Origin of the sequence: Paracoccus aestuariivivens (assembly GCF_009711225.1) — a bacterium.
Classification (GTDB): Bacteria; Pseudomonadota; Alphaproteobacteria; order Rhodobacterales; family Rhodobacteraceae; genus Paracoccus; species Paracoccus aestuariivivens.
Genome location: NZ_WMIE01000001.1, coordinates 164698 through 176978 on the forward strand (window position 1 = coordinate 164698; position 12281 = coordinate 176978).

Annotated in this window: 12 protein-coding genes and 1 tRNA gene; 5 read left to right on the forward strand and 8 right to left on the reverse strand. The window is 61.1% G+C overall.

Going from position 1 to position 12281, the window contains the following annotated elements; translation table 11 throughout:
- The first annotated feature begins 128 nt into the window (after positions 1 to 128).
- Complete coding sequence (locus GL286_RS00835; RefSeq protein WP_170294998.1) at positions 129 to 524, forward strand: molybdopterin-dependent oxidoreductase; 396 nt, start codon at positions 129 to 131, stop codon at positions 522 to 524.
- Here GL286_RS00835 and moaA read toward each other — a convergent pair whose 3' ends face one another.
- Positions 525 to 1532, reverse strand: coding sequence for a GTP 3',8-cyclase MoaA (gene moaA / locus GL286_RS00840; protein ID WP_155093662.1), 1008 nt, complete (start codon positions 1530 to 1532; stop codon positions 525 to 527).
- Between the two features lie 143 nt (positions 1533 to 1675).
- Between moaA and GL286_RS00845 the strand changes: the two genes are divergently transcribed.
- Positions 1676 to 2218 (forward strand): hypothetical protein, encoded by a 543-nt coding sequence (locus GL286_RS00845; protein ID WP_246184793.1) that lies wholly within the window; start codon positions 1676 to 1678, stop codon positions 2216 to 2218.
- Here the strand turns inward: GL286_RS00845 and GL286_RS00850 are convergent.
- From GL286_RS00850 to GL286_RS00870, 5 genes are all read right to left on the reverse strand, one after another.
- Positions 2206 to 2898 carry a DNA alkylation repair protein gene (locus tag GL286_RS00850; RefSeq protein WP_155093663.1) on the reverse strand — a complete coding sequence of 231 codons (693 nt, stop codon included), beginning with the start codon at positions 2896 to 2898 and terminating at the stop codon, positions 2206 to 2208. The two genes, GL286_RS00845 and GL286_RS00850, sit on opposite strands and share 13 nt — an antisense overlap.
- Before the next feature lie 289 nt (positions 2899 to 3187).
- Entirely contained in the window at positions 3188 to 4477 is a 1290-nt protein-coding gene (locus GL286_RS00855; RefSeq protein WP_155093664.1) for a PQQ-dependent sugar dehydrogenase, read from the reverse strand.
- 336 nt (positions 4478 to 4813) lie between these two features.
- Complete coding sequence (locus GL286_RS00860; RefSeq protein WP_155093665.1) at positions 4814 to 5422, reverse strand: SCO family protein; 609 nt, start codon at positions 5420 to 5422, stop codon at positions 4814 to 4816.
- A complete protein-coding gene (locus GL286_RS00865) occupies positions 5409 to 6386 on the reverse strand; it encodes a copper chaperone PCu(A)C domain-containing protein (RefSeq protein ID WP_246184794.1) in 978 nt (325 codons plus the stop codon). The genes GL286_RS00860 and GL286_RS00865 overlap by 14 nt, the downstream gene beginning before the upstream one ends.
- Positions 6387 to 6443: 57 nt before the next feature.
- Positions 6444 to 6803 (reverse strand): hypothetical protein, encoded by a 360-nt coding sequence (locus GL286_RS00870; RefSeq protein WP_155093667.1) that lies wholly within the window; start codon positions 6801 to 6803, stop codon positions 6444 to 6446.
- 224 nt (positions 6804 to 7027) lie between these two features.
- Between GL286_RS00870 and GL286_RS00875 the strand changes: the two genes are divergently transcribed.
- Entirely contained in the window at positions 7028 to 8908 is a 1881-nt protein-coding gene (locus tag GL286_RS00875; RefSeq protein ID WP_155093668.1) for a bifunctional sugar phosphate isomerase/epimerase/4-hydroxyphenylpyruvate dioxygenase family protein, read from the forward strand.
- 36 nt (positions 8909 to 8944) lie between these two features.
- Here GL286_RS00875 and GL286_RS00880 read toward each other — a convergent pair whose 3' ends face one another.
- Entirely contained in the window at positions 8945 to 9352 is a 408-nt protein-coding gene (locus tag GL286_RS00880; RefSeq protein ID WP_155093669.1) for a metallopeptidase family protein, read from the reverse strand.
- A gap of 78 nt (positions 9353 to 9430) precedes the next feature.
- On the opposite strand from GL286_RS00880, the gene gltX reads away from it, so the two are divergent.
- Together gltX and GL286_RS00890 are read left to right on the forward strand one after the other, a co-directional pair.
- Positions 9431 to 10756 carry a glutamate--tRNA ligase gene (gene gltX / locus GL286_RS00885; RefSeq protein ID WP_155093670.1) on the forward strand — a complete coding sequence of 442 codons (1326 nt, stop codon included), beginning with the start codon at positions 9431 to 9433 and terminating at the stop codon, positions 10754 to 10756.
- A gap of 225 nt (positions 10757 to 10981) precedes the next feature.
- Positions 10982 to 11058: transfer RNA gene (locus GL286_RS00890), tRNA-Met, on the forward strand.
- Positions 11059 to 11189: 131 nt separating this feature from the next.
- Here GL286_RS00890 and GL286_RS00895 read toward each other — a convergent pair.
- The gene (locus GL286_RS00895; protein WP_155093671.1) at positions 11190 to 12185 is read right to left on the reverse strand and encodes a Hint domain-containing protein; all 996 of its coding nucleotides are present in this window, start codon (positions 12183 to 12185) and stop codon (positions 11190 to 11192) included.
- Positions 12186 to 12281 lie beyond the last annotated feature (96 nt).

Sequence of the window (12281 nt, forward strand, 5' to 3'; positions counted from 1 at the left end):
TTGCCTCGACCAAAGGCATTTGCTAGCGTTTCGTTATGCATATCGGTATATATCGAATCGCTTCCCTCCCTGTTCTGCTCGCCCTGGCTCTGCTCTGGGCGGGCAGAGCTTTTTCGGCGGACATGGTAGTGCTGAACGCGCCCGACCAGAAACCGGCGACACTGGATGCGACGAGCCTCGCGGCCCTGTCGGCAACAGAAACGACGACGGTATATCGCAGTTCTAAGGGCATCGAATCCGGCATCTACAAGGGCGTCTTGCTATGGGATCTGCTGACCGCGACCGGCATCATGACCGATGACCACAAAGCGGCGCTGCGTCACAGCCTGCTCGTCACCGCAAGCGATGGCCATCAGGTCGTCTTCTCGGTCGGGGAAATCGCACCGGAATTCGGCAACCGCCCTGTCCTGCTGGCTTACGAAATGAACGGCGCGCCGATTCCCGACGGATTGCGCATGGTCGTTCCCGGCGATTTGCGCGGCGCACGCCACATCAAGAACATCGTGACGCTGGACTATCGTTGATCAACCGCCGGTATGGCTCATGTAGCGGCTCATCTGCCCCGAGACATGCTGGCGCGAATAATCGAAATCATGCCCTTTGGGCTTGTGCAAGATAGCATCGCGGATCGACTGCCGCAGCGGCATGTCGCTTTCGCTGGCCCGCAGCGGCGTGCGAAGATCGGCGCGATCCTCTTGCCCGAGGCACATATAAAGCTCTCCGGTGCAGGTCATGCGCACGCGGTTGCAGCTTTCGCAGAAGTTATGGGTCAGCGGCGTGATGAACCCGATCTTCTGGCCGGTTTCGTCGATCCGGACATAGCGCGCCGGTCCTCCGGTCCGTTCGGCCAACGGGGTCAGCGAAAAGCGTTCCTCCAGCCGTCTACTCAGATCCGACAAGGGCCAATATTGCCCCAGCCGTTCATTTTCGGTCATGTCGCCCATCGGCATGACCTCGATGAAGGTCAGATCGTGGTCGTTCTCCGCGCACCAATCCAGCAGTTGGAAAAGCTCGTCCTCATTGAACCCCTTGAGCGCGACCGTGTTGATCTTGACGCGGATTCCGGCGGCCTTGGCGGCTTGAATCCCCTCAAGAACCTGCGGCAGACGGCCCCAACGGGTGATCTTGCCAAAACGGTCTTCATCCAGTGTATCCAGCGAGACATTGACCCGCCGCACACCGCAATCAGCCAATTCGCCCGCAAAACGCGACAACTGGCTGCCATTGGTGGTGAGGGTCAATTCATCCAGCCCCTGCCCCAGATGGCGCGACATGGCACGGAAGAACTGCATGATGTTGCGCCGCACCAAAGGTTCGCCGCCGGTGATCCGCAGTTTGCGCACCCCCATATCGACAAAGACAGAACAAAGCCGATCCAGTTCCTCAAGCGTCAGCAGATCCTTTTTGGGCAGGAACTGCATATGCTCTGACATGCAATAGGTGCAGCGAAAATCGCAGCGATCCGTCACCGAAACCCGAAGATAGGTGATCGGTCGCGCAAAAGGATCGATAAGCGGGGCATGCGTATCCATGAGGATAACATAGGATCGGCCCGTGAACGGAACAAGCGCGCCGTTTGGTTAAGATTGTCGCAACCAAGATTCAGGGTTCCGGTGGACATTCTGCCCCCGCGAAAGGTAGCCTTCCACAACATTACATAGAAGAGGACGAGGGCATGAAGATGACCAAACCGTTCCTGCGCCTCTGCGGCGTGATGACTATTCTCGCCCTTGCGGCCTGCAACCAAGGGGACAGCGCCAAGCAATCCGCACGGCCCGGTAGCGGGGCCGATGATGTCGGCGTCACCACTGAATCCGCCGCAATCGCGGGCGCTACCGCACCGCGCAGTTCGGGCAAGACCGTGTCGGCATCGACCATCGGTGTGGCGGGGGCGCAAACGGCGGCCCAGCTAGATACCACCACGCAGACCGAAAAGGCGCAGGCTGCTTCCACCCCTCAAGGCGGACAGCGCAAACTGGGCACGACCATCGCTTCGCTCGGAGACCCCTCGCAGCCGGGTTTCTGGATCAAGACTCCGCTGGTGACATCCGAAACCAATGGGCGCATCGTGAACCCCGCGACCGGAAAATCGGCCAATGTCACGCTGATTCCCTTGAGCGGCCCCGCAAGCGGGGGCAGTCAGGTCTCGCTGCCCGCGCTGCAAATGCTGGGCGTCAGCCTGACCGACCTGCCCGCGATCGAAGTTTACGAAGGCTGATCTTTGATCCAGCGCACCGCCTCACGGCGGGCATAGGGCTTGAGGCGCGCGCCATGCGCCTCGACCCACGCGCTGACGCGTTCCGGATCATGCTTCGAAAGTTCACGCAGCCACCAGCCAATGGCCTTCTGGATGAAGTTCTCGCGGTCGTCGGCCAAACGCTCCAGCCAGCCAAGCACCCGTTCGCGCTGCTCGGTCTCGTCGGGTTTGGGGTTGCGCAGATGCGTCCAGGGCAAAGTGCCGACCAATGCGGCGCGACGGACCCAGAAATTCGGCTCGGCAAGCCAGCCATCGACCTCGTCCAGACGCGAGGGATCGGCGACCAGACGCTTTTCACCGGCCTTCATCACATGATCCGCAATCGCCCAGCCATCGAATTGCGGCACCCATGAAGCGATCAACCTCCAAGCTCCGCTATCATCGGGGCGAATGCGCGCTTGTGTCAGCAGTTTGGCAGCTGCCACGCGAGCCTCATGGATGTCGGTCGCCCATAGCTGGCGGGCCAGTTCAAGCCGCGCCTCGATATCGAGATCGGTCCGCCAATGCCGCGCCAATCCGTCAATCACCGGCACCGAAACGCCCAGATAGGTGCGCGGCACCTTGTGATAGGCCAAAAGCTCTGCGGCCTTGGTCTCGTCGCCCAGGGCGCGCAGTTCCGTCACTTGCGGGATCTCAGTCATCCGCTTCTCCTTCGCCGGGCGTGGAATTTGGGCGCATGAACCCTCACAGCCGGAAAATGTCAAACGCTCGCTCAGGAACCCGAAGCTTGGAGTAACGTTCCCTGACGGGAAAGGAGGCGGATCATACCCGTCGAAAGTCGGCATTCCGAGACTGTTTGACTGAAGCATGACCGCGCCGACCAACAAGATTGCGTCGTCGGCCGAGGCAAACGACGCAACAGGACGGCTAGACCAGCACTGCCAGACGATCGGGCCACGTGATCAACGCCCGAACATAATTCTGGCGAGATCAGGCGGCGCTGACCCGCCAGATCACGTCGCCCACATCATCGGCCATCAACAACGACTTGCCATCCGGCCCCACGGCAACGCCGACCGGGCGGCCATAGGATTGCTTTTCGTCGGCAGACAGAAATCCCGAAAGGATGTCACGCGGGGGACCGGAAGGCTTGCCGTCCTTGAACGGCACGAAGATCATCTTGTAGCCGCTCAGGATCGCGCGGTTCCATGACCCGTGCTGGCCGATGACCATCCCGTCGGGAAAGCCCGGCAACGTGCCCTCGGGCATCCAGCACAGACCAAGCGAGGCGGTATGACCGCCCAACGCATAATCCGGCTGGAGCGCGCTGGCGACCAGTCCCGCGTCTTGGGGAACGCGGTCATCGACGGTCTGGCCCCAATAGCAATAGGGCCACCCATAGAACCCACCATCCTTGACCGAGGTCAGGTAATCGGGCGGAGTCTCATCGCCCAAGCCGTCACGCTCGTTCACGACCGTCCACAGCGCGTCGGTCTGCGGCTCCCATGCAAGGCCGACAGGATTGCGCAACCCGCCCGCAAAGATCCGGGCCTTGCCGGTCTCGATCTCAAATTCCCAGATGGCGGCGCGACCGATTTCGACCTCAAGCCCTTCATCACCGATATTACTGAGCGAGCCGACACCCGCGTAAAGCCGCTTGCCGTCGCTGGATGCGATCAGGCTGCGGGTCCAGTGGCCACCCGGTTTGAACTCGACCAAACGCTTGCCATTGCCCGACAGGCGTCCGGTCGCGCGATCATAATCGAACGCGTAGATGCCGTCGGTATTGCCAAGATAGAAACGGTCTCCGACCAGCGCCATGCCGAATGGCTGATTCTGCTTTTCGACAAAAACCTCGCGATGTTCGGCAACGCCATCACCATCCAGATCACGCCACAGGCTGACGCGGTTGGCGCTTTCCCCAACGGCACGAGCCCGCCGCATGGTCGCGATCATCGCATGATCCATCAGCGAGCGCGGCTTGCGATCGGCCTGCATCGATTCAGCGACCAGAACGTCGCCATTCGGCAGCACCTCGATCCAGCGCGGGTGGTGCAGATCGGCCGCAAAGGCATTCACCTGCAACCCCGGAGCAGCCGCCGGTTTGCGACCATTCGACCAACCTGTCGCGGTCGGCATTTTCAGGGTCATGATCCCCTGCTCTTTGGCCTTGGGAATCGCGGGGGTCGCGCCAATGGCCTGACCGCCGGGCACATCCTTGCGCCGCAACGCGACCATCGCTGCGCCGACCAGTTCAGTCGCCTTGCCCATCAGATCCATGAAACACCCCCGCTTTCGTTCGCGTGCCAAGCTAACCCAGAGCCAGATATCGTCAAGGGCGCGCAGAGCAAAGATCAGCGTTTCCAGACATTTGCAGGTTACGGGCAAAACCCAATTAAAAAAGTCAAGTATATGATTTAATTGAGTTTATTGACAACCCCTGTAATGATTCCTACATAGGGCAGAGGAAGCAAGCCAGCGTAACGCCCGCCAGCGCCTCAAATCACCCACATCCTAAGCAAGGACGCAGGCAAGACCCTGCCCCAGCCACGCTTGCAGGCATTTCCGATTGAAAAACCGCGATGCCGGGCGCGAACGCCCGGCGTACGGGGCGGTTCAGCCCTTTGTCAGTTTCTCAAGACTGACTTTGGTGCGGGCGGGATCCTCCTGATAGCCGATCAGGCCGGAATAGCGGCCGTTCTGGTCAAACAGCAGCGTCATCGCCGAATGATCCATCGTGTAGCCATCATCGTTCGGCACCTTGCGGGCATAGACGCGGAAGGCTTTCGTGGCCTTGGCAATCTCCTCGGGCGTTCCGGTCACGCCGATCACACCCGGCACCCACGAGACATATTCCTGCAACTTTTCAGCCGTGTCGCGCTCGGGATCGACAGTGACGAAGAGAACACGCAGCGTCTTGCCCTGCGCCGCCAGTTCTTCCTGCCAGCCTGCGACTTCGCCCAGCGTCGTCGGACAGACATCCGGACAATGGGTGAATCCGAAGAATACCGCCGTGGGCTGCCCTTTGAGGCTGTCCTGAGTAAAGGTCGAACCGTCTGTGGCCACCAACCGGTAGTCACCGCGACCCAGATTGTCGGTTCCGGCCTCGCTGAGGGTTTGCAATCGGGGCGATATCACCATGAACCATGCCGCCGCCAGCGCAGCCAGCCCGACCAACGTCCAAAGCAGCCAGCGGATCAGCCGCAAAGGATCAGTGGTGCGCATGTTCATTTCCCTTGGCGTTCATCGGTCCGACCTGCAGCGACAGATCGACCTTACCCGCTTTTTCGAACTCCAGCGTCAGCGGCACGGATTCACCTTCGATCAACGGCTGCTTCAGGCCCATCAGCATCAGGTGGAAGCCGCCCGGTTTCAGATCGACACTCGTACCCGCGGGAATCGGCAGACCATCGGGCAATTGGCGCATCTTCATCACGTCACCCTCCATGGCCATCTCGTGAATTTCGACTTTCTCGGCGGCGGGGCTTGAGGCAGAGACCAGACGATCATCGGCGGACCCGCCATTCGCGACAGTCAAAAAGCCGCCGCCCACCGGTGCGCCCGGAGGGGTCGCGCGGCTGAAAGGTGACGAAATCTTCAGATCACCCACCGTAATTTCGGCGGCGGCGTGATCGCCATGGCTTGGCGCGGCAGCACCGTGATGCGCGTGTCCGTTCCCCTTCGCTTCGGTGACATTCAGCGCCGGAGCCGGATTCGCGACACCCTCTGCGCCGGTCACGTCGATCCAGGCCTCTTTCGCCGTGCCGCATTCCTGGATCGTCGGGAAGTAGATCGTGCTGCCCGCAACGACATCGGGTCCGACCGTGCCACGGAAGACAAACTCGTCGTACCATTCATCGGGCAGTTCGCCTCCGGTCCAGATGATCTCGCGCACGCCCTTGGTCATCTGGGTGCCGTGATTGTCGAACGGTCGGGCATAGTCGCCGGTCACGGTTTTCAGGGTCCATCCGGCCTTCGGCATCGGCTTGGCATTGTAGAAACCGTCGGGAATTTGCACGCGTAGCGTCTTGGTCGGCTTCGAGCCGCAACCATGCCCGATGCGGACCACCGCTTTATAGGTGGCGCCCGCAGGGGCCTCGGTCTGCTCCAGCGTAGCATGGGCAAAAGCGGGGCCAGCGGCCAGCAACAGCGAAGCGCCAAGCGCAGCAATGGAGATCGTCATTTTCATTTTAGTCATCCGGTAAACAGTCTGTCGTGCAGGATCACGGTCCTGCGGCGAAGGAGTTTACATGCGGACAGGTGGACCGCGCGCGATCGGAGGAACCGGCCCGGGCAACACAGGCAAAGCCGCCCGCGCCAACGCAAACTCCTGTCCCCGCGAGTTGCGGGATGGCAGCACGACCGGTTGCACGGCATTCAGCGCGTGTTGGGCGTGGCTGCTCCAGATACAAGGCTGATGCGGCTGGTTCGGATTTTTCTCGGAAATCGGTTCGACCGTGCCATCGGCGGCCAAGGCCATCTCGATCGGCGTGTCGCTGCCGCACAGGATGACTGTGACCCGCCCTTCGGTGTCGACGGCGGGCATGGCACCCGACATCACCAAGGACGAGCACAGGAAAGGGATCAGCAGGACAAGTGCCAGCATGCGCAGGAATTCCCCGCACACACCCTGCCCATATGATTCCCGCTGTCGCGTCATGCGTCCCACTATCCGGTTTGCGCGACGTTGCTGCCAGAAAAATCCGCAGCGGAAAAGCCCGCTTCGTATCACGGCCCCCATGCGGCGGGGGATGTGGTCTTGTTTTTTCACCCGTTTCGTTCATCAAGGCAGCAAGCCCTTGGGCTTGGAACTCGGAGGAAAAACGCAGCATGAAGACCTCGATCGCCACCGTCTCGCTTTCGGGCAACCTGACCGAAAAACTGGCTGCCATTCAGGCGGCAGGCTTCGACGGGATCGAGATCTTCGAGCAGGATTTCATCGCTTCGGATTTCAGTCCGACCGAGGTCGGCAGGATGGTCCGCGACCACGGGCTAGAGATCACATTGTTCCAGCCCTTCCGCGATTTCGAAGGCCTGCCCGAGCCGCATCGCAACCGAGCCTTCGCCCGCGCCGCCCGCAAGTTCGAACTGATGAACCAGCTCGGCACGGACCTTGTGCTGTTCTGTTCCTCGCTGCATCCCGCCGCCATGGGGGGCATCGACCGCATGGCCGCCGATTTCCACGAGCTTGGCGATCTGGCCGCGCAACATGGCGTCCGCGTCGGTTACGAGGCCCTGTGCTGGGGCCGCTTCGTCAACGACCACCGCGACGCATGGGAGGTGGTGCGCCGCGCCGACCATCCAAATATTGGCCTGATCCTCGACAGCTTCCACACATTGGGTCGCAAGATAGACCCCGATTCGATCCGCTCGATCCCCGGCGACCGGATCTTTTTCGTCCAGCTTGCCGACGCGCCCGCCATTGATATGGACCTGCTGTATTGGTCGCGCCACTTCCGCAACATGCCCGGAGAGGGCGATCTTGAAGTTTCAGCCTTCATGCGGGCGGTACTGGCGACGGGCTACGATGGCTGGCTCAGCCTCGAGATTTTCAACGACCAGTTCCGTGCTGGCCTGCCGCGTCTGGTCGCGCTGGACGGGCATCGCAGCCTGATCGCATTGCAGGATCGCGCAAGGCGCGAGGAACCGGCCCTGTCCGTGGATCTGCCCGACTTCCCGCCGCCGGCCCCGGTCGAGCAGATCGAGTTCATCGAGTTCGCCACCAGCCCCGAGGACGCAACCGAACTGACCGACCTTCTGTCGGCGACCGGATTCGAGCCCGCGGGCAACCATGTCTCGAAACCGGTGACACTTTGGCGGCAGGGTAACGTGAACCTGCTGGTGAATACCGACGCGCATGGTTTTGCCCGCACGTCATTTGTCGCACATGGCACGACAGTGTCTGAAATCGGGCTGAATGTACCGGATGCTCAGGCAAGCTTCGCCCGTGCGACCGCTCTGCTGGCCCAGCCCCATACGCAAGAGATCGGCGCTGGCGAATTGTCGATTCCTGCCATTCGCGGAGTCAGCGGCAGCGTCATCCGTTTTCTGGACAGCGCCTCGGACCTGTCGCGCATCTGGCAGGTCGATTTCCGGACCGAGTCGAAATCGCTGAACGGCGCGGGTATCATCGGCATCGACCACATTGCGCAGACCATGCCCTATGACGAGATGCTCAGTTCTTCGCTGTTCTACACCGAGATATTCGAGGCTTCGAAATCTCCGATGGTAGATGTGATCGATCCGGACGGGCTGGTGCGATCACAAGCAATCCGGTCGGGAAAAATGCGCGTCACCCTGAACGGGGCCGAAGCGCGGCGCACGCTGGCCGGACGCTTTATCGAGGAAAGTCTGGGCTCGTCAGTGCAGCACATCGCCTTTGCCAGCGCCGATATTTTCGCCACCGCCGCCGCCATTCAGGCACGCGGCTTTCCTGCCCTGCGGATCGGGGCCAACTATTACGACGATCTGGCGGCCCGCTTCGGGCTTGATCCCGCCCTGACCGATAGGCTGCGCCGCGCCAATATCATGTATGACGAAGATGCGGGCGGTCAGTTCTTCCAGCTTTACTCGATGCCTCGCAAGGACGGCTTCTTCTTCGAAGTGGTTCAGCGTCAGGGCAACTATCAGGGCTATGGCGCGCCGAACGCACCCTTCCGTATTGCCGCCCAGAAACGCACCGCGCGTCCTGCGGGGATGCCTCGGGTCTAAGGCATTCGGCCTGAAGCGGTCAGGCCGAAGCGGGTTTTACTCCCACCAGCGATCGATGACGGCGATGTCGTCATCGGACCAGCCGAAGTGATGCGCGAATTCGTGGATCACGACATGACCGACCAGCGCACCCAGCGTGACATTGCCGCGGCTGGACCATTCGTCCAGAATGGCGCGACGGAACAGCCAGACCGTGTCGGGGAAATGCTGCGGCTCGGTCGCCGATTTTTCGGTCATCGGCACGCCGTCATAAAGACCGGTTAGCTCCAGAGGATCGTCGATCTCAAGCTCGTCAAGGAACTCCTCGCCAGCGAAGTCCTCGACCCGCAGGACGACCTGTGCGGCAGGTCCGGCGAATTCGGGCGGAAGTCCGGCAATCGCCTCGCGGGCAAGTTCTTCGATCAAGGCCGCGTCGGGCGCCTCGGCATTCTTCCAGTCTTGCATCTGCTTACCTCATCTTTAGCCCCCGATATGGACAAAAACCGCCATTTGTGAAAGAGCGAAGCCGACAGGAGAACGTCCATGACCACGACCCGTTTCGCCCCTTCCCCCACCGGCCACATCCATGTCGGGAACCTCCGCACCGCGCTGATGAACTACCTGATCGCGCGTAAGTCGGGCGGCACCTTCATCCTGCGGCTTGACGACACCGACCGCGAGCGGTCGAAGCAGGAATATGCCGACGGCATCCAGCGCGATCTGGAATGGCTTGGCCTGCAATGGGACCGGATTGAGCGCCAGTCCGACCGCCTTGACCGTTATGCCGAGGCCGCCGACGGCCTGCGCAAATCCGGCCGCCTTTACGAGGTATTCGAGACGCCGGTCGAACTGGACCTGAAGCGCAAGAAACAGCTGAACATGGGCAAGCCGCCGGTCTATGACCGCGCGGGCCTCAAGCTGTCCGCGGACGAGATTGCCAAACTGCGCTCCGAGGGCCGCGACGGCTATTGGCGCTTCCTGCTGGATCAGGAACGCATCGAATGGCCGGACGGCATCTTGGGCGATATCTCGATCGACGCGGCCAGCGTTTCGGACCCGGTTCTGATCCGCGCCGACGGTCAGGTGCTGTATACGTTTGCGTCCTCGGTCGATGACGCCGATATGGGCGTGACCCATATCGTGCGCGGTGCAGACCACGTGACGAATACCGCGACCCAGATCCAGATCATCCGCGCGCTGGGGGCCGAGCCTCCGGCTTTCGCGCATCACAGCCTGTTGACCGGCGCACAGGGCGAGGAACTGTCCAAGCGCCTCGGCGTGCTGGCAATCAAGGACCTGCGCGAAGCCGGCGTCGCCCCCGAGGCCCTGCTGTCGCTGATGGCCCGCCTTGGCTCGTCGCAGCCGGTCGAGCTGCGCATGGATCTGGACAGTCTGGCCGCGAATTTCGAGCCGTCGCAATTCGGCGCTTCGCCGACCAAATTCGACGCCGAGGATCTATGGCCGCTGACCCGCGAAGCGAACCAGGCGCGACCCTTCGAGGTGGTCAAGGATCGCATCGCGGCGCTTGGCGTTCCTGACGAACTGGCCGAACGCTTCTGGCGCGTCGCCTCGAAAAACATCACCAAGCTGGACGATCTGGCTGGCTGGTGGGAGGTCTTCTCGAAAGGTGCCGAGCCGCTGATCGAACCCGAGGATGCCGATTTCATCGCGCAGGCAATGACGCTGCTGCCGCCGCCGCCTTACACGGACGCGACCTGGGGCGAGTTCACCGCAGCCGTCAAAGACGCGACGGGCCGTAAGGGAAAGGGCCTGTTCATGCCGCTGCGCAAGGCCCTGACCGGTCAGGCAAGCGGGCCAGAGATGGCGGATGTCATGCCGCTGCTGCAGGTCGTACGCGCCAAGGCCTAATTCGCTTCAGTTCCAGATTGAATGGGGCAGCCACGTGATCGCGGCTGCCCCTTTTTCGTTTCCGCCGATGCGGATTCCCGCGTGATTTCCATCGCTTCGCCTTAAATGATCACGTCGCCACAGGGGGGGCCGAAGTCATTGAAAAAACCTTCCGCCTCGGCAAGATTTCTTTCCGAAAGCGCTTGACGCCACCCGCCACTCGCCGTAATTAGCCCGCACTCCAGTGGCGGAGTAGCTCAGCTGGTTAGAGCAGAGGAATCATAATCCTTGTGTCGGGGGTTCAAATCCCTCCTCCGCTACCATTTCCTTCACAGGAAATTCGAGAATGAAAAAGGGCGCATCTGCGCCCTATTTTCATTCGTTCGGTCGGCAACGATCCGGCTGTCACCCTGACGCGGCCGATTGGGCCGCGCCTGTCAGATCAGCCGGAAGTTCAAGCGGTAACCCGAAGCTGGGTTTGCGGACCCATCGTCCAGCGGCCGGGCCGGATCACCGGACGGGCCATCGAGTAAACATGCTGACCGCGCAGCGGAGCCGTCACAAAGCGCGACAGCGAGCGCTGATTGCGTTTTCCCAACATCTGCCAGCCCTGAAAGCCGGGATTGAAACTTTCCGTCGACGCACCTTCGGACAGCAGCAACTCGTGGCGCTCAAGCAGGACGTGGTAATAATGCGCAAGCCGCGCATTCGCTTGCGACACACCCGGCATACCCAACATGGCCTTGGCAGCCACCAGCGACGGCCCGCCCGTCTCCGAGCGCACCAGAACCCTGTGTTGCGGCGAAACCGACAGGCGGGCCTCGTTCCCCAGCACGCCCTGCTCAAAGACGACCGGCGCGGTCTTGTCGGTGACGTGAACGATGCTGTGGCCAATCCAGACAATCGGCTGACAGCCATTGTCCAGCGTCTGCAAAAGATCGCCCTGACGCAGCATATGAACCGGCAGATCACCGCGTTTTGTCCGGATCAGCGTATGTGCTGCAAAGCATACGAACAGGTTATCGTAGGAAGTGCTGGGTTCGTCGTCATATGCGCCCGTAAAGACATATGTCTGGCTCGGGTCGATATCGCCGGAAGCCGCGAAGCCGACGATCGGTCCACCTCCATCCAGACGGATGGCATAGATTTCGATCGCATCGGCCGGATCGTCCGAACCTTCGGGCATGATCGTATATGCATATTCAGGATCGACGCGTACATTGTCTTCGTATTCGACCCCGTTGACCGTCAGCGGGCCGTCAAGACGCTGCGAACTGGAACCGTCAAGGAACAGGTTGTCGTCATCCACGACCGACATCATGATCGGTTCGGCATTGGGGTCAAAGGTAAGCGTGGTGCCCTCCATGCCGGTATCGACAGAGCTTGGATTATCGAAAGCCGCGCCAGCACTCGCGACGCTATCGAGTTCCCAAATTACGAAATCTGGCATCAATCGTTCCTTTACTCAGAATTGGAAGCGAAGGCCTGAAGACTCACCTCTAGCGAACGCGCGGAAGTGCCTAACGAATCCCAGCTTATTTGTCCA

Coding starts and splice junctions, on each gene's coding strand:
- GL286_RS00895 (WP_155093671.1), bottom strand. CDS start 12,185: ATGCCAGATTTCGTAATTTGGGAACTCGATAGCGTCGCGAGTGCTGGC.
- GL286_RS00880 (WP_155093669.1), bottom strand. CDS start 9,352: ATGCAAGACTGGAAGAATGCCGAGGCGCCCGACGCGGCCTTGATCGAA.
- GL286_RS00865 (WP_246184794.1), bottom strand. CDS start 6,386: ATGAAAATGACGATCTCCATTGCTGCGCTTGGCGCTTCGCTGTTGCTG.
- GL286_RS00855 (WP_155093664.1), bottom strand. CDS start 4,477: ATGGATCTGATGGGCAAGGCGACTGAACTGGTCGGCGCAGCGATGGTC.
- gltX (WP_155093670.1), top strand. CDS start 9,431: ATGACCACGACCCGTTTCGCCCCTTCCCCCACCGGCCACATCCATGTC.
- GL286_RS00850 (WP_155093663.1), bottom strand. CDS start 2,898: ATGACTGAGATCCCGCAAGTGACGGAACTGCGCGCCCTGGGCGACGAG.
- GL286_RS00875 (WP_155093668.1), top strand. CDS start 7,028: ATGAAGACCTCGATCGCCACCGTCTCGCTTTCGGGCAACCTGACCGAA.
- GL286_RS00845 (WP_246184793.1), top strand. CDS start 1,676: ATGAAGATGACCAAACCGTTCCTGCGCCTCTGCGGCGTGATGACTATT.
- GL286_RS00870 (WP_155093667.1), bottom strand. CDS start 6,803: ATGCTGGCACTTGTCCTGCTGATCCCTTTCCTGTGCTCGTCCTTGGTG.
- moaA (WP_155093662.1), bottom strand. CDS start 1,532: ATGGATACGCATGCCCCGCTTATCGATCCTTTTGCGCGACCGATCACC.
- GL286_RS00860 (WP_155093665.1), bottom strand. CDS start 5,422: ATGCGCACCACTGATCCTTTGCGGCTGATCCGCTGGCTGCTTTGGACG.